This is a genomic window from Stenotrophomonas sp. YJH_SMC_120 (assembly GCF_059368675.1).
In genome coordinates this window covers 1-18,554 of the sequence record NZ_JCAFRY010000022.1, presented here as the reverse complement: position 1 = coordinate 18,554, position 18,554 = coordinate 1, and the positions used below count along the sequence as shown (strand labels likewise).

The 18,554-nt window shown below is 67.9% G+C and carries 15 protein-coding genes; 5 read left to right on the top strand and 10 right to left on the bottom strand.

The genetic code is table 11. The features are described from left to right. Window positions 1–6: 6 nt before the first annotated feature. Window positions 7–429 carry a response regulator gene (locus AC5P60_RS18655; protein ID WP_005414268.1) on the bottom strand — a complete coding sequence of 141 codons (423 nt, stop codon included), beginning with the start codon at window positions 427–429 and terminating at the stop codon, window positions 7–9. A 92-nt stretch (window positions 430–521) separates the two neighbouring features. Then, window positions 522–1,289 (bottom strand): CPBP family glutamic-type intramembrane protease, encoded by a 768-nt coding sequence (locus AC5P60_RS18650; RefSeq protein ID WP_111172790.1) that lies wholly within the window; start codon window positions 1,287–1,289, stop codon window positions 522–524. A 149-nt stretch (window positions 1,290–1,438) separates the two neighbouring features. On the opposite strand from AC5P60_RS18650, the gene AC5P60_RS18645 reads away from it, so the two are divergent. Further along, window positions 1,439–1,747, top strand: coding sequence for a TFIIB-type zinc ribbon-containing protein (locus AC5P60_RS18645; protein WP_024958169.1), 309 nt, complete (start codon window positions 1,439–1,441; stop codon window positions 1,745–1,747). Window positions 1,748–1,825: 78 nt separating this feature from the next. Here the strand turns inward: AC5P60_RS18645 and AC5P60_RS18640 are convergent, their stop codons facing one another. The 6 genes from AC5P60_RS18640 to AC5P60_RS18615 all read right to left on the bottom strand — a co-directional run bounded on the left by AC5P60_RS18640 (window position 1,826) and on the right by AC5P60_RS18615 (window position 8,788). Further along, window positions 1,826–2,338 (bottom strand): GNAT family N-acetyltransferase, encoded by a 513-nt coding sequence (locus AC5P60_RS18640; RefSeq protein ID WP_483693847.1) that lies wholly within the window; start codon window positions 2,336–2,338, stop codon window positions 1,826–1,828. An 81-nt stretch (window positions 2,339–2,419) separates the two neighbouring features. Beyond that, window positions 2,420–3,445, bottom strand: a complete 1,026-nt coding sequence (locus tag AC5P60_RS18635) for a copper resistance protein B (RefSeq protein ID WP_483693846.1) — start codon at window positions 3,443–3,445, stop codon at window positions 2,420–2,422. After that, entirely contained in the window at window positions 3,442–5,262 is a 1,821-nt protein-coding gene (locus tag AC5P60_RS18630; RefSeq protein WP_495201799.1) for a copper resistance system multicopper oxidase, read from the bottom strand. Before AC5P60_RS18630 ends, AC5P60_RS18635 begins: the two co-directional genes overlap by 4 nt. Before the next feature lie 75 nt (window positions 5,263–5,337). Next, entirely contained in the window at window positions 5,338–5,718 is a 381-nt protein-coding gene (locus tag AC5P60_RS18625) for a CopL family metal-binding regulatory protein (RefSeq protein ID WP_049396260.1), read from the bottom strand. A gap of 154 nt (window positions 5,719–5,872) precedes the next feature. Further along, window positions 5,873–7,678, bottom strand: a complete 1,806-nt coding sequence (recQ, locus tag AC5P60_RS18620; protein ID WP_049454762.1) for a DNA helicase RecQ — start codon at window positions 7,676–7,678, stop codon at window positions 5,873–5,875. 561 nt (window positions 7,679–8,239) lie between these two features. Beyond that, window positions 8,240–8,788, bottom strand: a complete 549-nt coding sequence (locus AC5P60_RS18615; RefSeq protein ID WP_005410730.1) for a Dps family protein — start codon at window positions 8,786–8,788, stop codon at window positions 8,240–8,242. Between the two features lie 86 nt (window positions 8,789–8,874). On the opposite strand from AC5P60_RS18615, the gene hrpA reads away from it, so the two are divergent. Next, window positions 8,875–12,960 (top strand): ATP-dependent RNA helicase HrpA, encoded by a 4,086-nt coding sequence (gene hrpA / locus AC5P60_RS18610; protein WP_495201798.1) that lies wholly within the window; start codon window positions 8,875–8,877, stop codon window positions 12,958–12,960. Between the two features lie 73 nt (window positions 12,961–13,033). On the opposite strand, the gene AC5P60_RS18605 is transcribed toward hrpA, so the two are convergent. Continuing rightward, the gene (locus tag AC5P60_RS18605) at window positions 13,034–13,570 is read right to left on the bottom strand and encodes a hypothetical protein (RefSeq protein WP_005410728.1); all 537 of its coding nucleotides are present in this window, start codon (window positions 13,568–13,570) and stop codon (window positions 13,034–13,036) included. Between the two features lie 130 nt (window positions 13,571–13,700). Between AC5P60_RS18605 and AC5P60_RS18600 the strand changes: the two genes are divergently transcribed. From AC5P60_RS18600 to AC5P60_RS18590, 3 genes are all read left to right on the top strand, one after another. Next, a complete protein-coding gene (locus tag AC5P60_RS18600) occupies window positions 13,701–15,857 on the top strand; it encodes a bifunctional (p)ppGpp synthetase/guanosine-3',5'-bis(diphosphate) 3'-pyrophosphohydrolase (RefSeq protein ID WP_043035705.1) in 2,157 nt (718 codons plus the stop codon). A gap of 30 nt (window positions 15,858–15,887) precedes the next feature. Beyond that, a complete protein-coding gene (locus tag AC5P60_RS18595; protein ID WP_483693843.1) occupies window positions 15,888–17,459 on the top strand; it encodes a hypothetical protein in 1,572 nt (523 codons plus the stop codon). A 63-nt stretch (window positions 17,460–17,522) separates the two neighbouring features. Further along, a complete protein-coding gene (locus tag AC5P60_RS18590) occupies window positions 17,523–18,413 on the top strand; it encodes an SDR family oxidoreductase (RefSeq protein ID WP_483693842.1) in 891 nt (296 codons plus the stop codon). On the opposite strand, the gene AC5P60_RS18585 is transcribed toward AC5P60_RS18590, so the two are convergent. Next, window positions 18,410–18,554: integrase core domain-containing protein (locus tag AC5P60_RS18585; RefSeq protein ID WP_143565881.1), on the bottom strand; the 145-nt coding region annotated here is incomplete at its 5' end. The genes AC5P60_RS18590 and AC5P60_RS18585 overlap by 4 nt on opposite strands.

The following is an 18,554-nucleotide window of genomic DNA, read 5'->3' as shown; positions in this document are numbered from 1 at the left end:
AATGCCTCAGGCCGCCTGTGCATCCGGCCCGGTCAACACGCCCACATCGGCGTGCCGGAAGCACAGCCGGATGGCGTCGAGCAGCTCGCTCATGTTGTACGGCTTGGGCAGGAAATGGATGCCGTCGCGCAGCTGCGGCAGCACCTGGTGCTGGTCCATACCCGACGTCACCAGGATCGGCAGCTGGGGATAGAGGCCGCGGACCCGGTTGGCGGCTTCAATGCCACTGATCGCTCCCAGATTCACGTCGGTGAACAGCAGGTCGAAACGCTCACCGGCGGCCAGCAGGCCCAGCGCCGCTTCGGCAGAGCTCACGCCCACTACGTGGCAGGCCTGGCTTTCCAGCGCCAGCCGGCTCAGTTCGCGGGTTTCCTCGGCGTCCTCGATGAGCAGGACGCGGGGTTCAACGTGGCGCTTGGACAGCAACATGACGCGACAACTCCGGACAGCAACGGTGAAAAGGCGCGCAAGTATGCGCAAGCCGGTAGTGATCCCGACGTGCACGGCAAGCTAAGCGGGCGTTACAGGCTTCTCTGGCGCCGGAGCCGCACGTGCCAGGCCAGCACCGCGACCGCGAGCAGGGCGGTGCCGATGCGCAGGCTGGTGGCCTGCCAGCCCAATGCGAGGGCGTCATCGAGGCTGAACACATTCCAGGCCAGGTTCATCGAAACATGCAGGACCAGGCCGCACCAGAGCGTGTTGCCGTCAAGGTGGTCGAGCCAGGCGAAGATGAAGCCGCCCAGGCCGATCACCGCGCCGACGAACAGCGCGATGCCGCCACCGTCGAACCCGCCGAAGCCGAACCAGTGCACCATGCCGAACAACAGCGCCTGCGGCAGTGCAAGCCATGGCCAGGGGCCGCGCACGATCTTCACCAGCAGCACGAAGCCCAGGCCGCGGAAGAGCACTTCCTCGGCCAGCGGGAACAGCACCGCCAGCATGGTGGCATCCAAGGCGGTCAGCGCGGTGTTCGGCGTGCCGAGCAGCGCCAGGCCGAGCCAGCAGGGCAGGCTGGCCAGCAACACCCACATTGGACCGCTCCAGCCGTTTGTGCGCAGCCCGAGGCTGGCCAGCAGGCTCATGCCACGGGGCCGCAGCAACGCGGCCAGCAGCAGTGCCACCAGTACCGCCAGCGCGTTGTCCAACAGGCTGCCGCCATAGGGGATGGGCAGTGCGGGAATCGGTGTGCCGATGGCCGTGGCGATATCGCGAAGGTTCAGGCCAAGGCCGACGCCCAGCAGCACCAGCAACAGGCGTGCGGTGGTGGGCAGGCGGGACAACACGGTCATGTACGCATTCCCTGCGGAACAAGGACGCAGCGTGCCACGTGGTATGCATGTGGACACGCGCCGGAAGTCCCTGTGCCATCGGTCACGCGTTGCCGCACAGTCATCGCGGTGCAGGTACAGTCGAAACCAGACCGACAGGAGCAATGCCGATGCTGTGCCCCGTGTGCAAGACCCAGACGCTGCAGATGGCCGAACGCCATGGCATCGAGATTGATTACTGCCCGAGTTGCCGCGGTGTGTGGCTGGATCGTGGCGAGCTGGACAAGATCATCGAGCGCGCGGGTTCCGGTGCGGCCGTGTCGCCGCCTGCGCCCGTGCAGGCTCAGCCGGCGCCCGCGCCGCCGCCGGTGATGCATCGTGACACCCGCCACCTCGGCCAGCGCTACGAGGACAACCGCGGACACGGCTACAGGAAAAAGAAGAAGGACAGCTTCCTGTCGGAGTTGTTCGATTTCTAACGTGTAGAGTCGAGCCATGCCCGACTGGCTGTTGCTGCCAATAGTCGAGCATGGCTCGACTCTACAGGGCGCGCATGGTCACGGCCGCCGCAGGATGAACTCGCGGTCGCGCGTGTCACCGACGATGAAGTCGTACTCGCCAACCTTGCTGCAGCCATAGCGCGCGTAGAAGCGCTGTGCGCCGAAATTCTGTTCCCACACGCCCACCCACAGGGTGCGGCGCTGCGGCTGGTCCAGCCATGCCATGAATGCGTCCATCATGCGTGCACCATGTCCGCCGTTCTGGTGTCCGGCCAGGATGTAGAACCGCTTCAGTTCGATGTCACCCTCGCATGCATCCGTGTGCGGCAAGGTGTTGGCACCGGCGGCCAGGTAGCCGACCACGGCGTCACCGTCCAGCAACAGCCAGATGGCACTGCGTGGGTCGGACAGTTCGATGCGCTGCGGTTCGCTGCTGTAGTGCGCCTGCAGGAAATCGTGCAGCTCCTGCGGCGGATAGGAATCGCCCCAGGTTTCGTTGTACGTGGCGATGGCGATCGCCGACAGCGCGTCGACATCAGCAAGGGTGGCGCGGCGGATCTGCAACGACATGGCGGTGCCTGCATTGGAACGTGGCCCAGTGTAGCCGGCCCCGGCGGCTGCCGGGGCTGGCCATTGCTCACGATCCGCTGCTCAGAACCACATGCGCACGCCGGCCACCCAGCGCGTGTCGCGCGCATGGTCACCGGCATAGTCGGCGGTGTCGCCAAAACTGCGTTCGTGACTGATGCCGATGTAAGGCGCGAAGCGACGGCTGAACTCGTAGCGCAGGCGCAGGCCGGCCTCTACCTTGTTCAGGCCACGGCCGATGCCGTGCTCCTGCTCGTCCTTGGCCGCAACGGTAGCTTCCAGCAGCGGCTGCACGATCAATCGGTTGGTCAACAGCACGTCGTACTCGACCTCGGCCTTGGCCAGCACCTGGCCGCCGGAGCCCATGTACAGCGTGGCCGAGCTTTCGAACTTGTACGGCGCCAGACCCTGGATGCCGATGGCCGCCCATGTGCGCGAGTCGGACGGGCGGAAGTCCTGGCGCACGCCGACCAGCACGTCCCACCACGGCGACACGCTGCGGCCATACAGTGCTTCCAGTGACGACGATTCGGTGCGGCCGCGGCTGCGTTCGCCATCGGTGCGCAGCCACAGGCGGTTGATGTTGCCGCCGACCCAGCCGGTGGCTTCCCATGCCTGGCCGTTGCTGCTCTTGCCATCCCAATGCTCAAGCCGGTCGATCAGCAGCAGGCTGTTGATCTCCGGCGCGTGTTCCATCGCGCCATGCGCGATCGGCGGGAAGGCGGCGGCGCGGTCGGCATCGGTCGGGACCGGGATCGGTTCGCGCGGTTCGGTGGGTGCAGGCGTGCCGTGGCCCATCGCCCCGTGGTCCATCTGCGAATGGTCCATCGCCGCTGGCTGCATCGTGCCATGGTCCATCTTCGAGTGGTCCATCGTGGAGTGGTCCATGCCGGCCTGATCCGCCGCACCCATGTCCATCTCCGAATGATCCATCTTTGAGTGATCGACCGGTTCGGCCGGGGTCTTCGCGCTCCTCGCAGGCGCGTTCATCGCGCCCATGTCATGGCCGGCGTGCGACTGCGCGAACACCGGCAACGCGGCGGCCAGGCCCAGGGCCAGCAGGCTGGGGGAAAGCGGTGAGCGGCTCATTCTTCGATCCTCACTTCACGCATCATGCCCGCTTCCATGTGGTACAGCAGATGGCAGTGGTAGGCCCAGCGGCCGAGTGCATCGGCGCGCACGCGATAGCTGCGGCGGGTGCCCGGCGGCATGTCGATGGTGTGCTTGCGGACCTGGAACTCACCTTGCGCGTTTTCCAGATCGCTCCACACGCCGTGCAGGTGGATCGGGTGCTGCATCATGGTGTCGTTGACCAGCACGATGCGCATGCGCTCGCCGTAGTTCAGCCGCAGCGGCTCGGCGCTGGCGAACGGGACGCCATCGAACGACCAGGAGAACTTCTCCATGTGGCCGGTCAGGTGCAGCTCGATCTCGCGGCTCGGCTCGCGGCCATCCGGGTCTTCGAACAGGCTGCGCATCGCGCCGTAGGTCAGCACCTGGCGGCCGTTGCCGCGCAGGCCGATGCCAGGGTCGTCCAGCTTCGGCTCGGTGGCCGAACTCTGCATGTCCACCAGCGGGTTGTTGCGCTCGCTGGCCGGATGCTTCGGTACCTTGCTGGCGGTACCGCCGCCGCCGTGCGCACCGTGGCCCATGCTGGCGCCGCAGCTACCTTCCGTGCCCTTCATCGCGGCCATGTCGTGGCCACCATGGCCACCATGGCCACCACTGCCCATGTCGTGCCCCATGTCGCTCATCGTCAGCAACGGGCGTGGGTCTCGCGCGGGAATCGGTGCCTGCAGCCCGTGGCGTACCGCCAGCGTGCCGGCGGCGTAGCCGGTGCGACCCATGTCCTGGCAGAAAATGGTGAACGCATCCTGGCCGGTGGGTTCGACCAGCACGTCGTAGGTTTCGGCGGGAGCGATGCGGAATTCGTCGATGCTGACCGGGTGGATGTACTGGCCGTCAGCGGCCACCACGGTCATCTTCAAACCGGGGATGCGCACGTCGAAGTAGGTCATCGACCCGCCGTTGATGAAGCGCAGCAGCACCTTTTCGCCACTGCGGAACAGGCCGGTCCAGTTGCCGGCCGGGGCGGTGCCGTTCATCAGGTAGGTGTAGGTATGCGCGTTGATATCGGAGATATCGGTGGGCGTCATCCGCATCCGGCCCCACATGCCACGGTCGGACAGCGCCGCGGACCAACCGTCGCGTTTCGCGTCGCGCAGGAAGTCGGGCAGGGTGCGCTTGTAGTAGTTGTCGTGCTCGGCGAGCTTCTTCATGCGCCGGAACAGCGCGCCCGGATCCATTTCGGTCCAGTCGGACAGCATGATTACGTGCTCGCGGTCGTGGTGGTACGGCGCCGGTTCGGCCGGGTCGATGATCAGCGCGCCGTACAGGCCGGCCTGTTCCTGGAACATCGAGTGGCTGTGGTACCAGTAGGTGCCCGACTGCTTCAGCTGGAAGTGGTAGTGGTAGGTTTCGCCGGGGCCGATGCCGTTGAAGCTCAGGCCCGGCACGCCGTCCATGTTGGCCGGCAGCAGGATGCCGTGCCAGTGGATGGAGGTCGGGTGGCGTTCCAGCGTGTTGCGCACGAACAGGTCCACGGTCTGGCCTTCGCGCCAGCGCAGGATCGGGGCCGGCAACGAGCCGTTGACGGTGATCGCCGGGCGGGTGCGGCCGGTGAAATTGGCCAGCGATTCGCCGATGGCCAGTTCGATGCGGGTATCGCTGAGCACGGCGGGGGCACCGGCCAGCCGTGGGGCGGCAGTGGCGGCGGCGAGCGCGCGTTGCGGCACGCCGACAGCGGCGATGCCGGCGACCACGCCACCGGCGGCCAGGCCCTGCACGAACAGGCGGCGCGACGGCATGGGCACAGCGCCCGGACCGGGGAGATTGCGGGTATTCATGGTGGAGACTCCAGACACGGAAAGACGCCGGCAGGCCGCCGGCTCCGGTGCGCAGGGCGCACAGTGCGTGTGGAATCAGCCGATGGGAGGGCGTGAGATCGGCGGCAGCGGCGGCGACGGGCGGCCGGTGGCCGGCATCGGCTGCGGTGCCAGCGACAACGCCGGGCCGGCCATGAACGGCAACGCCTGCACCACCAGCAGCGGGTGCTGGGCGCAGCTGCGCACGCAGTCCTTGATCTGGCAGTGGGCGTCGTGGGCGGGGGCCTTGGCCTGCGGGGCCTGATCGGCCTGCATGGCGGCGTGGTGGTGGCAGTCGGCATTGCCGCCTTCAAGGGCGGCTGCCGCGTGGGCCATCCGGCCCATTTCCTCGTGACCGCTGGCCATGGCCGCGTTCAGCCCGTTGAGCAGCAGGCTGAGCATGAGCACGACACGGAGCAGGGTCGAGGCGAGGGACATGGCGCTAATCTAGCCGCAAGCGGCCGTGGATGCACTTCCGGCTGAATGGCCGGTTCAAGGTTGGACCTGCACCAATGTAGAGCCGAACCCGCGCTCGGCTGCTTCTGCGGCCACGGCAGCCGAGCGTGGGCTCGGCGCTACAGGGAGCCCGGCGTTACCCTTCTTCGCGCACGATCTCGACCAGGCGCGGGCCGTAGCGGCTCAGCTTGGTGCCGCCGATGCCGCCGACCCGGGCCAGTTCATCCAGGCTGGTCGGGCGCTGCTCGGCGATGTTGCGCAGGGTGCTGTCGTGGAAGATCACGAAGGCAGGCACGTTCTGTTCGCGCGCCAGTTCGGCACGCAGGCCGCGCAGGGCGTTGAACAGTGCCAGGTCCTGCGGCAGTACCGACAAGCCGGTGCGCTGCGCACTGCGCTCGCGTCCGCTGGTGCTGCTGGCCGGGTCGCGGCGCATGCTGATCTGGCGGCGGCCGGTCAGCACGTCACGGCTGGCATCGGTCAGGCGCAGGCCACCGTGGCCCTCGCTGTCCACTTCCAGCAGGCTGGCGGCGACCAGCTGGCGGAACACACTGCGCCAGGTGCGCGCATCCAGATCGCGGCCGATGGCGTAGGTGCTGAGCTTGTCGTGGCCCTGCTGCTTCACTTTCTCGTTCTCGCTGCCACGCAGGACGTCGATCAGGTGGCCGACGCCGAAGCGCTGGCCGGTGCGGTAGACACAGCTCAGTGCCTTCTGCGCCGGAATGGTCGCGTCCCACGAGGCCGGCGGCGTCAGGCAGTTGTCGCAGTTGCCGCACGGCTGGGGATAGGTCTCGCCGAAACCGGCCAGCAGCACCTGGCGGCGGCACTGCATGGATTCGCAGTAGCCCAGCAGGTGATCGAGCTTGCCCCGCTCCAGCTGCTTGCGTTCTTCGCCGGCCTCGGATTGTTCGATCATCTGCTTGAGCAGTACCACGTCGCCCAGGCCGTAGCACAGCCAGGCCTCGGCAGCTTCGCCATCACGACCAGCGCGGCCGGTTTCCTGGTAGTAGCCTTCCATCGACTTGGGCAGGTCGGTATGCGCCACGAAGCGCACGTCCGGCTTGTCGATGCCCATGCCGAAGGCAATGGTGGCGCACATGACGATGCCGTCCTCGCGCAGGAAGCGGCGCTGGTTGTTCGCGCGCACTTCCGGCGGCAGGCCGGCGTGGTAGGCCAGGGCGTTGAAGCCCTGGCCGCAGAGGAATTCAGCGGTCTCCTCGACCTTGCGCCGCGACATGCAGTAGACGATGCCGGCCTCGCCACGGTGGCCGCGCAGGAAATCGGTCAGCTGCTTGCGCGCGTTGTCCTTCTGCACCACGGTGTAGCGGATGTTGGGGCGGTCGAAGGAGCTGACGAAGTGGCGTGCTTCCTGCAGGTCGAGGCGCTCGGCGATCTCGCGCTGGGTCGGCGGGTCGGCGGTGGCGGTGAGCGCGATCCGCGGAATCTGCGGCCAGCGCTCGTGCAGTACGGTCAGCTGGCGGTATTCCGGGCGGAAGTCGTGGCCCCACTGCGACACGCAGTGGGCTTCGTCGATGGCGAACAGGGCGATCTGGCTGCGCGACAACAGCGACAGGAAGCGGCCGGTCAGCAGCCGCTCGGGAGCGACATAGAGCATGTCCAGCTCACCCGCGAGCAGTTCGCGCTCGACGCGGCCGGCGGTCTCGGCATCCAGGGTTGAATTCAGGTACTCGGCACGCACGCCGAGCTGGCGCAGGGCTTCGACCTGGTCCTGCATCAGCGCGATCAGCGGCGAGATGACGATGCCACATCCGTCACGCAGCAGGGCCGGGACCTGGTAGCACAGCGACTTGCCACCGCCGGTGGGCATCAGCACCAGGGCATCATGACCGGCAGCCACATGCTCCACGATGTCCTGCTGCGGACCACGGAAATCGTCGTAACCAAAGACGCGTTGGAGCAGGTCGTGCGCGGGACGGGAAGCCATCCGGCTAGTTTACCCCGGCGGGGGAGTCGGTAGGGCTGCGCCCTGCACCTGCTACAAGCCAGAGCAACGTCAAAGGCAACAGCCGGCTCTGGCGTGTCTGCTGGTTGGGCGGGGCGGTGTGGGCTTGCAGGACACGCCGTAAACCCGTCCTTGGGGGCTCGATGGCGCCATCCATGGCGCCAACGGTCCTGCAAGCCCACACCGATCCGCCCCCGACAGCTTCCGGTTGACGGTGGGGCCATCCACGCCATGCGTGGATGAAATCTGTCAGATATCGACAATCAAAATGGGGTCAGATCCGTTTTCCTGCGGAAAAACGGATCTGGCCCCAGGCAATGCCCTGGCAGATCGCGGAAATCTGTCGAAGGCGGGGTGGGGCCGGTGGCAGGGGTGTCCGCGGCATGGATGCCGCGGCCAAGCCCCCAAGGACGGGTTTACGGCGTCCCCTGCCACCGGATCCACCCCGCCAACCCTCAGGAAACCAGCTTCTGCTCTGGCTCTGGCCGTTGATTTAAGGCCTCTGCGGGTGCAGGGCGCAGCCCTGCCGAATACCCCCAACCCTTACTGGAGCAGGGAACGCAGCATCCAGGCGTACTTCTCGTGTGTCTGCAGCCGCTGGGTCATCAGATCCTCGGTCGGGGCGTCGTCCCCCTTGGCCGCCACCTCCAGCACTTCACGTGCCGTACGGCAGACTGCTTCGTTGGCGACCACCAACTGGCGTACCATTTCACGCCAGTCCGCACTGTCGGTCAGGCCCGGTTCCTCGGCGATCGAGGTCAGCGCAGCGAATTCCCGGTAGGAGCCCGGGGCATTGAAGCCCAGCGCGCGGATGCGCTCGGCCACGTCGTCCAGTGCCGCCCACTGCTCGGTGTACTGCGTCTCGAACATGGTGTGCAGCGAGTTGAACATCGACCCGGTCACGTTCCAGTGGAAGTTGTGCGTCTTCAGGTAGAGCGTGAACGCATCGGCCTGGAAGCGCGACAGACCGTCGGCGATCTTCTTGCGGTCGCCCTGGGTGATCCCGATATCGATGTTCGGTGCCGACGGTGCCGCCGCAGCAAGCTTCTGCTTGCCGGTTTTGGCCTTGGTCGTGCTCTTGGTCTTCGCCATGGGGTTCCTCCTTGTGGAATCGTTGGCCTTCACAATAAACCGGTCGTGATGACTGGTCGCTTTCAAAGTTTTGAACGAACCGATTGATGAACTCTATCGATAAAAATCCATCGCCCCGCCTGCGCCAACAGCGTGCCGCCATCGACGGCGCCATGAGCCGCGACCGGGGCCGTTTGCTGGGGATGCTCTCGCGTTGCCAGGCCAAGCCACAGGATGCGGCACTGGCCGCCACCTTCGAGCAGGCCTTGCAGGCGTCGGTGCAGCGCCGGCAGGTGCGGGCGCAACAGCAGCCGTCCATTACTCTGGACCCGCAGCTGCCGATTGCGCGTGAAGCCGACGCCATCATCGGGCTGATCCGCGAACACCAGGTGGTGGTGATCGCCGGTGAAACCGGCTCGGGCAAGACCACCCAACTGCCGAAACTGTGCCTGGCCGCCGGCCGTGGCCAGGCCGGCATGATCGGCTGCACCCAGCCGCGACGGATTGCCGCACGTGCGGTGGCCAGCCGTGTCGCACAGGAACTGCAGAGTGAACTGGGCCAGCTGGTCGGCTACCAGGTGCGCTTCAATGACAAGGTCAGCGAAGACAGCCGCATCAAGTTCATGACCGACGGCATCCTGCTGGCGGAGATCGCCAGTGACCGCTGGCTGTCGAACTACGACACGATCATCGTCGACGAGGCGCACGAACGCAGCCTCAACATCGATTTCCTGCTGGGCTACCTGAAGCAGCTGCTGCGCAAGCGCCCGGACCTGAAGCTGATCGTCACCTCGGCCACCATCGACACCGAACGCTTCGCCCAGCATTTCGACAATGCGCCGGTGATCAGCGTCGAAGGCCGTACCTATCCGGTGGAAGTGCGCTACCGCGCGCTGGAAGGCGAGGGCGAAGACCAGGGCGAACGCACCGTCAACGACGCCATCGTGTCGGCCATCGACGAGATCACCCGCCTGGATGCGCGCGGCGACGTGCTGATCTTCCTGCCGGGCGAGCGCGAGATCCGCGATGCGCACCAGTCGCTGGAACGGCGCAAGTACCGCAATACCGAGGTGCTGCCGTTGTACGCGCGGCTGTCCAACCAAGACCAGGACCGCGTGTTCAACCCCGGGCCGAACCGGCGTATCGTGCTGGCCACCAACGTGGCCGAAACCTCGCTGACGGTGCCGCGCATCCGTTACGTGGTCGATCCGGGTTTCGCCCGCGTCAAGCGCTACAGCCCGCGCAACAAGCTGGACCGCCTGCACATCGAGCCGATCTCGCAGGCCAGCGCCAACCAGCGCAAAGGTCGCTGCGGACGTATCGCCGAAGGTATCTGTTACCGCCTGTACGCCGAAGCCGATTTCCAGGCGCGGCCCGAATTCACCGATCCAGAGATCCGCCGCTCCAGCCTGGCCGGGGTGATCCTGCGCATGCTGCAGCTGGGCCTGGGCCGCATCGAGGATTTCCCGTTCCTGGAAGCGCCGGACGAGCGTGCGGTGGCCGATGGCTGGCAGCAACTGACCGAACTGGGCGCGATCGATGCCGAGCGGCGCATGACCACCATCGGCAAGCAGATGGCACGCCTGCCGGTGGACGTGAAGCTTGCGCGCATGCTGGTGGCCGCGCAGGCTGCAGGCTGCCTGCGGCCGATGCTGGTGATCGCCTCGTTCCTGGGCATCCAGGACCCGCGCGAACGCCCACCCGAAGCGCGTGGTGCGGCCGACAGCGCGCACGCGCAGTTCGCCGATGGCCGCTCCGAGTTCGTTGGCGTGCTGCGCCTGTGGGATGCCTACCGGCAGGCCCATGAAGACCTGACCCAGTCCAAGCTGCGCGACTGGTGCGGACGTCATTTCCTCGGCTTCCTGCGCATGCGCGAGTGGCGCGAGCTGCATCGCCAGCTGCGGCTGCTGTGCGAGGAACTGGGCTGGAAGGAGGAGGCCAGCGAGGCGTCGATGGCGCCGTTGCTGGCCGGCAGCAGTGCGCCGGCACCGGCGCGTGACGACGCGGCGGCGGTGAAAGCCACCCGGGGCCAGCTGCACCGCGCCGCGCGCCTGGCCCGCGAAGGCAAGGCGGAGGCCGCACCGGCGCCGGTGGCCGTGCGCGCGCAGAAGGAACAGGCGCCGGTTGGCGGCGGTTTCAGCGAACGCGTGCGCGCCGCCGCCTACCAGACCCTGCACCGGGCGCTGGTGGCGGGCCTGCCGACGCAGATCGGCCACCGCACCGAGAAGGGCGATTTCCAGGCACCACGCCAGCGCCGGTTCCTGCCGTTCCCGGGGTCGGCGCTGTCCAAGCGGCCGCCGCCGTGGCTGCTGGTGGCCAACCTGCTGGATACGCAGAAGGTGTGGGGCATGACCCTGGCCGCGATCGAACCGGACTGGGTGATTGCCGAGCTGCCGCACCTGCTGCTGCGCAAGCACTTCGATCCGCACTGGTCGCGAGCGCAGGGACAGGTGCTGGCCTCCGAGCAGATCAGCCTGTTCGGCCTGGTGCTGGCGCCGAAGAAGCCGGTGCATTACGGCCGCATCGAGCCGGGCGAGGCACATGACATCTTCGTGCGCCAGGCACTGGTGACCGGCGAGATCAACACCCGCGCCAGTTTCGTGGCCGACAACCAGAAAGTGCTGGAGGTCGCCCGCGAGGAGGAAGCCAAGCTGCGCCGTGCCGGCATCGTCGCCGACGAGGACTGGCAGGCGCGCTGGTACCTGGACCGGGTGCCGCCGCAGATCCATTCGGCGGCGGGCCTGGATGCCTGGTGGAAGGGGCTGGTGCCGGAACAGCGCAAGACCCTGCACTGGTCGCTCGCAGACTTGCTGCCCGGAGAGGGCAGTGAGCAGGAGCGCTACCCGAAATACCTGGCGCTGGGCCAGGCGCGGTTGCCGCTGCACTACCGCTTCGAGCCGGGTGCCGACGATGACGGCGTGACCCTGGACGTGCCGCTGCACCTGCTCAATGCACTGGACCCGGTGCAGCTGGGCTGGCTGGCGCCGGGCTTCGTCGCCGACAAGGCCTCGGCACTGATCCGCAGCCTGCCCAAGGCAACGCGCCGCAACTACGTGCCGGCGCCGGACTTCGGCCGCGCGTTCTACGAGGCGTTCCCGCAGCCCAGCGCCGATGCCATCACCGGCGAACTGGCACGTTTCCTGTCACGTGCAACCGGTGCCACTGTGACCGCGCTCGATTTCGAGCCCGGTTCGATCGAGCCGCACCTGCACATGAACCTGCGGCTGCGCGACGAGCAGGGCAAGGTGCTGGCCACTTCGCGTGATCTGGACGCACTGCGCGCGAAATTCGGCGATCGTGCCGGCGATGCGTTCGCTGCACGCGCTGGCCGCGAGATGGCGGCCGATGGCCTGCGCACGTTCCCGGCCACGCCGATACCGCTGCAGGTGCCCGGTGAAGCCGGCGTTCCGGCCTATCCGGCATTGCTGGACGAGGGTGACAGCGTGGCGCTGCGCATCTTCGCCGATCGGCAGCAGGCACAGGAGGCTCACCCGCTGGGCGTGCGCCGGCTGCTGGAGATCGCCCTGGCCGAGAAGGTCAAGCAGGCGCGCAAGCAGCTGCCGGTGGGCGCCAAGACCGGCCTGTTGTATGCGGCGATCGAGTCGCAGGAGCGCCTGCGCGGAGACCTGGTGGATGCGGCGATGAACGCGGTGTTGGCGGAGGGCCTGGAAGACATCCGCGATGCGGCGGCCTTCGAACAGCGCCGTGAGCATGCGGCCAAGGCCCTGTTCGGCGAGGCCATGTCGCGGCTGAAACTGGCCGAAACCATCCTGGCGCTGGTGGCGGAACTGAAGCCGATGCTGGAAGCACCGTTGATGGGTTGGGCGCGCGGCAACCTGGACGACATGGAAGCGCAGCTGTCCGGGCTGATCCACCCCGGCTTCCTGCGCGATACGCCGGCCGACGCGCTGGCGCAGTATCCGCGCTACCTGAAGGCGATGATCCTGCGCACCGAACGCGCCAAGCGTGATCCGCCACGCGACCAGGCACGCATGCTGGAACTGCATCCGTTCCTGGAAGCGCTGGAAACGGCAGAGCAGCAGGGCCTGCGCGATCGCCCGCAATGGCAGGCGCTGCGCTGGGATCTGGAAGAGCTGCGGGTGTCACTGTTCGCGCAGGAGCTGGGGGCACGTACCGGCATTTCGGCGAAGAAGCTGGCGCAGCGGGTGACGGCACTGCGCCAGGCCTCGTAACCCCCAACCCGACCCCGCCGGACGATGACCGGCGGGGTACGGTGGGAGGTCATCCACGCGTGGCGTGGATCCACTACTTGGAGCGGCGCACCTTGGGCTGGCTGTTCACGCCTTCCACCTTCATGTACCACACGCCCATCACGCCGGGCTTGATGCTGACCTTGGGCGATTGCTTGCGCACGCCGACCACGCTGGTGCTGTCGGTCTGCTCCCATTCCTGGCCGTTGTCCAGCACGTAGACGCGGCCCTTGCCGAAGCCACGGAACTCGCCCTGCAGCACGCCGGTGATCGGCTCGCTGCTGCCGAAATCGAAGAACCCGCGGTTCTTCACGATCACTTCCTGGCGGCCCTGTTCGCGGGCTTCTTCGCGTACCGCTGCCACAGCCTGGGTCGTCGCCGCTTCAACCTTGCCCTGCAGCCAGCGGTTGAGCGTGGCCAGTTCCTGCGCGCTCAGCTTGTCCAGGCCGGCCGCCTTGAATTCGGTCGGCGACATCTGCTGCTGCAGGTCACCGTCCACCACGCGCTGGGCCAGCGCAGGTGCCGACAGGGACAGCAGCAGTGCGGCGCAGGCCAGCAGCCGTGGACGGAAACGTGGGGCGATCGAGGGCATGGCGGAACTCTCCTGGGTTTGCCGGCGAGTGTAGCGGCATGTCTTCATGCCGGGTGATGGTGGCTGCGGTGATTGTCCCTGAACGGCGCCGGCGCTAGTGTAGGAACCTCTGTCTTGCCTGCTCGATGCTGTGAACCGCGCTTCTGTCCCCGGCCTGGATGCCTTGTTGAACCGTCCCTCCGCCGCGGTGCTGCCCGCTCCGCTGCGCCAGGCCCTGCGCGAACACTGGGAAGCACCGGAGTGCGACCACCAGATGCGCGCCAGCTGGTCGGTGCTGGGCGATACCCTCGATGCACTGTCGATGCTCTCGGCCGACGAAGGCGCGGTGGTTGCCGCGCTCTTGTTCGACCTGCCCGGCCTGCGCGCCAGCCTGGACCAGCTGCCGCTGGGCAACCACAAGGCGGCGGTGATCGGCCTGCTCGACGGCCAGGACGCCGCCGATCCGGTCTGGGCGCTGCATGCTGGCCGCGAGGCCGGGCGCAACAGCGAGGGCCTGCGCCGCCTGCTGCTGGCGATCATCCGCGACCTGCGCGTGGTGCCGATCCTGCTGGCCCGGCAGCTGGCGAGAATGCGCGCTGCCGACAAGCTGGACGACGAGCAGCGCCGGGCGCTGGCGCAGCTGACCCGCGACATACACGCGCCGCTGGCCAACCGGTTGGGCATCTGGCAGCTGAAGTGGGAGCTGGAGGACCTGGCGTTCCGCCACCTGGAGCCGGAAACCTACCGCCGCATCGCGCGCGAAGTGGACGAAACCCGCGTGGCGCGCGAGCGCTACGTGCAGAACGTGAAGAAGCAGCTGTCGCGCGAGCTGGCCGCACAGGGCATCCATGCCGAAGTGAGTGGCCGCCCCAAGCACATCTACAGCATCTGGCGGAAGATGCAGAAGAAGCGGCTGGCGTTCGACCAGCTGTACGACATCCGCGCGGTGCGGGTGATGGTCGACGACGTCGCCGCCTGCTACGCCGCGCTGGGTGTGGTGCATGCGCTGTGGGCCCCGGTGCCGAGCGAGTTCGACGATTACATCGCACGCCCGAAGGCCAACGACTACCGTTCGCTGCACACCGCCGTGGTCGGCCCGGAAGGGCGCACGATCGAAGTGCAGATCCGCACCCACGAGATGCATTCCCAGGCCGAGCTGGGCGTGGCCGCGCACTGGAAGTACAAGGAAGGCGGCAAGGGCGCGGAAAAGTCGTTCGATCGCAAGATCACCTGGATGCGCCAGCTGCTGGAGCAGGCGCAGGACGGGCAGGGCAATGAACTGGCCGGGGCACTCGACGCCGAGCTGACCGAGGACCGGGTCTATGCGCTCAGCCCGAAGGACGAGGTGCTGGACCTGCCCCAGGGGGCCACGCCGCTCGATTTCGCCTACCAGGTACATACGATGGTGGGCCACCGCTGCCGTGGCGCCAAGGTCAATGGCCGCATCGTGCCGCTGACCTATCGCCTGCGCAGCGGCGACCGTGTCGAGATCCTCACCGGCAAGGAGGCCGACCCCCGCCGCGACTGGCTGATGCCCGCGCTGGGCTTCCTGGCCAGCAACCGCTCGCGCGAAAAGGTGCGCAGCTGGTTCCACAAGCTGGACCGCGCGCGCAACGTGCAGGCCGGGCGCGAACTGCTCGAGCGCGAGCTGAAGCGTCTGGGGCTGCAGCATTCGGATCTGGCGGTGGCGGCGAAGAAGTTCCATGCCGACAGCGTTGACGACCTCTACATCCAGGTGGCGCTGGGCGACACCGGCCCGAACCAGGTCAGCCGTACGCTGCTGGAGGCAGAGCGCGCGGCCAGCCAGCCGGCCCCTGCGCCGGCGCTTCCGCGCCCGACCGCCCGCCGCGAGAACCTGGGCAAGTCCAAGTTCACGGTGCAGGGCGTGGGCAATCTGCTGGTGCAGCTGGCGCGCTGCTGCCAGCCTGTGGCCGGCGAACCGATCGTCGGCTACCTCACCCGTAGCCGTGGTGTCACCGTGCACCGGGCAGACTGTGCCGCGCTGGCCCGGCTGGCGGCCACCAGCCCGCAGCGCATCCTGCCGGTGGAATGGGGCCAGGCCGGGGGCGGCTACGAGGTGGACGTGGTGGTCAATGCGGTCGACCGCCGCTGGCTGCTGAAGGACATCACCAACCTGATCGCCCAGGAAGACGCCTACGTGCTCGACATCCACAGTGACAACGTGCGCAACAGTGGCCGTGCCCATCTGCGCCTGAGGCTGAAGGTCAGCGACTACGACCAGTTGTCGAACCTGCTGGGCAAGCTGGACGCGCTGCCGGGCGTGAGCGAGGCGCGTCGCCTCGGCTGAGCTTCACGCCGCCCCGGCTACCCTGCACGCATGGAACGCGAGCCCCCGCATCGCCCGCATGGCGCTGAACACCCTGCGCTGGATCGCGTCCGCCGCGAAGGCCGCTGGTGGTGGCTGCAGGCACGTCATGCGCGGCGGGTCTGGCGATGGGCGCTGGTCGCGGCGCTGGCGGTGTTCGTGCTGCTGGTGCTGCTGCGCAAGCCGCTGGCCGACTGGTTCTGGGACGAGCCGCAGATCGAACAGCTGCTGGTCGAAGGCGATCGCGCGCTCGCCGCCGGCCGGCTGAGTGTGGCCGACGGCAGTGGTGCGCGGGAGCGCTACCAGGCGGTGCTGGCACTGGATGGCGATCGGCCGCAGGCGCGCCAGGGCCTTGCACGAACCGCCGCGGTAGCACTGCAGCAGGCCCGCGACAAGCTGCAGGGCGACGATCTCGAGGGCAGCGCGCAGTCACTGGCGCTGGCCCGCGAGCTGCAGGTGCCGCAGGGCGACGCCGACGCCGTGGCCCGCCAACTGCAGGCGCGGCGTAGCGCCGGCGCCGGTATCGGCGCGTTGCTGGCCCAGGCCCGCAATGCGTTCGCGGCCGGCCGGCTGGACGATGGCGACAGCAGTGCGTTGCCGCTGTTCCAGCGCATCCTGGCACTGCAGCCGGACAACCTGCCCGCTCTGGAAGGGCGCGAGGATGCACTGAGCGATCTGCTGCAGCACGCGCGCGCCCTGGCCGGACGCGGGGAACTGGCTGAAGCCGCTGCGACGTTGCAGCGCGCGCGCCTGTTCGATGCAGGCCACGCCGATCTTCCCGCCAGCCAGGAGGCCCTGGCACGGGCGGTCGACGAGCGCTTGCGGCAGGCACAGCGCGCACTTCAGCGACAGCAGCTGGAACGTGCCGCAAAGGGGTTCCTGGCCGTGCTGGCGGTGGCGCCGGACGATCCCACTGCCCAGCGGGGCCGCGAGCAGGTGCTGCAGGAGGTGCTGGCGCGAAGCCAGATCCAGGCCGACGATTTCCAGTTCGAGGCGGCGCAGCGTGATGCCGTGCTGGCCGAAGCACTGGGCGCTTCGCAGGCGGCACGACAGCAACTGGTGCAGCGCCTGCAGCGTGCACGGCAGGCCCGGGAGGCACTGCAGCAGCCCGCAGTGAGCAACGCGCAGCGTGAACGCGAGCTGCGCGATCACCTGCGCCGGATCGAACGCGCCGAGCGCGCAGGCCAATGGATCAGCCCGCCGGGGCACAGCGCATTCGATGCCCTTCGCGAAGCACAGGCGCTGGCACCGCGCGATTCACGGGTGAAGGCCGCGGCCGCGCGCCTGCTGCCTGCCAGTCGCCGTTGTTTCGACGACAACCTCCGGCAGAACCGGGTGCAGGCTGCAGGTGCCTGCCTGCAGGCCTGGCAGACGTTGTCTCCCACCGCTGGCGGCCTGCCTGCGGCCCGCCAGCGCCTCGCGCAGCGTTGGATTGCGATTGGCAGCGAACGATTGGGCAACGGAGATGTCGCCTTTGCCGAACGTGCGCTCCAGCAGGCGGGCGAGCTTGGCGTCGGCACTTCCAGCAGCGAGTACCAGCAGTTGCGGCAGCGCCTGCGCGACATCGGGGTGTCGTCGCCCTGAGCCCGCCGCTGCCGGAGGGACCGCTATAGTAGCCACCCCTCGCAACATCCCCACGGAGTGCCGATGACCGTCCTTGTTTCCGGAGCCACCAGCCAGATCGGCCGGTTCCTGCTGCCGCGCCTGGTGCAGGCGCATGGGCGGGTACAGGCGGTGAGCCGGCAACCGCAACCGGCACAGGACGGCGTGCAGTGGCTGTGCGGGGACCTGGCAGCTGCGCTGGACAGCGTGCCGTCTCCGGACTGGCAGGCGATTGCCAGCTTCGGCCCCCTTGAAGCATTGGCGCAGTGGTTGTCGCGGCAGACGGCGGCCCCCGCGCGGCAGGTCATCGCCACCAGTTCGATGAGCGTGCTGAGCAAGCAGAATTCCGAGCAGGCCGACGAGCAGGACGTCGTGGCGATGCTGCAGCGGGGCGAAGCGGGCCTGATCGCGCAGGCCGAGCGTCTTGGCATGGGCTGGACGATCCTGCGGCCGACCCTGATCTATGGGGCCGGCATCGACCGCAGCATCACCCCGATCGTGCAGCGTGCGCTGCGTCTGCGCCTGTTTCCGATTCCGCTGGTGGGAGGCCTGCGCCAACCGGTGCATGCCGACGATATCGCCCGCGCCGTGGTGGCCTGCATCGCCACCGGTGCAGCGTCGGCACGGGTGCTGGAAATCGGCGGTGGCGAGCGCCTGCCCTATCACGCGATGTTCCGCCGCGTGCACGCCAGCCTGGCACAGCCGACATTGGCGCTGCCGTTGCCGGGCGCGGCACTGCGGGGCCTGGCCGCGGTGCTGCCGCGGGCGCGTGGTCCGGTGTCACGCCTGCAGCAGGATCTGATTGCGGACAATGGCCCGCTGCAGGCGCTGCTGGACGTACATCCGCGGCCGTTCCATCCCGACGCGGACACGTGGCGACCGATGAGCGCGGCCCAGGCCGTGCAGCGGATCGCTGCGTATCCCGGCAACGGCTAGCTGTGTAAACCCACCACGTTGTTCAGCAGGACTCTGGAAATAGGTGGCTGGCCACCGATCCCCATGTGAGGGCGGTGCCAGTTGTAGTGGTGCAGCCATTGGGTCAGCACGGAATTGCGCTGGTCCGAGGAGGCGTATTCG

Excerpts from the sequence above, each read along its gene's own strand:
- AC5P60_RS18595 (WP_483693843.1), top strand. The coding sequence starts at position 15,888 with ATGGAACGCGAGCCCCCGCATCGCCCGCATGGCGCTGAACACCCTGCG.
- AC5P60_RS18590 (WP_483693842.1), top strand. The coding sequence starts at position 17,523 with ATGACCGTCCTTGTTTCCGGAGCCACCAGCCAGATCGGCCGGTTCCTG.
- AC5P60_RS18650 (WP_111172790.1), bottom strand. The coding sequence starts at position 1,289 with ATGACCGTGTTGTCCCGCCTGCCCACCACCGCACGCCTGTTGCTGGTG.
- AC5P60_RS18645 (WP_024958169.1), top strand. The coding sequence starts at position 1,439 with ATGCTGTGCCCCGTGTGCAAGACCCAGACGCTGCAGATGGCCGAACGC.
- AC5P60_RS18605 (WP_005410728.1), bottom strand. The coding sequence starts at position 13,570 with ATGCCCTCGATCGCCCCACGTTTCCGTCCACGGCTGCTGGCCTGCGCC.
- AC5P60_RS18635 (WP_483693846.1), bottom strand. The coding sequence starts at position 3,445 with ATGAGCCGCTCACCGCTTTCCCCCAGCCTGCTGGCCCTGGGCCTGGCC.
- AC5P60_RS18630 (WP_495201799.1), bottom strand. The coding sequence starts at position 5,262 with ATGAATACCCGCAATCTCCCCGGTCCGGGCGCTGTGCCCATGCCGTCG.
- AC5P60_RS18640 (WP_483693847.1), bottom strand. The coding sequence starts at position 2,338 with ATGTCGTTGCAGATCCGCCGCGCCACCCTTGCTGATGTCGACGCGCTG.
- recQ (WP_049454762.1), bottom strand. The coding sequence starts at position 7,678 with ATGGCTTCCCGTCCCGCGCACGACCTGCTCCAACGCGTCTTTGGTTAC.
- AC5P60_RS18615 (WP_005410730.1), bottom strand. The coding sequence starts at position 8,788 with ATGGCGAAGACCAAGAGCACGACCAAGGCCAAAACCGGCAAGCAGAAG.
- hrpA (WP_495201798.1), top strand. The coding sequence starts at position 8,875 with ATGAACTCTATCGATAAAAATCCATCGCCCCGCCTGCGCCAACAGCGT.
- AC5P60_RS18655 (WP_005414268.1), bottom strand. The coding sequence starts at position 429 with ATGTTGCTGTCCAAGCGCCACGTTGAACCCCGCGTCCTGCTCATCGAG.
- AC5P60_RS18625 (WP_049396260.1), bottom strand. The coding sequence starts at position 5,718 with ATGTCCCTCGCCTCGACCCTGCTCCGTGTCGTGCTCATGCTCAGCCTG.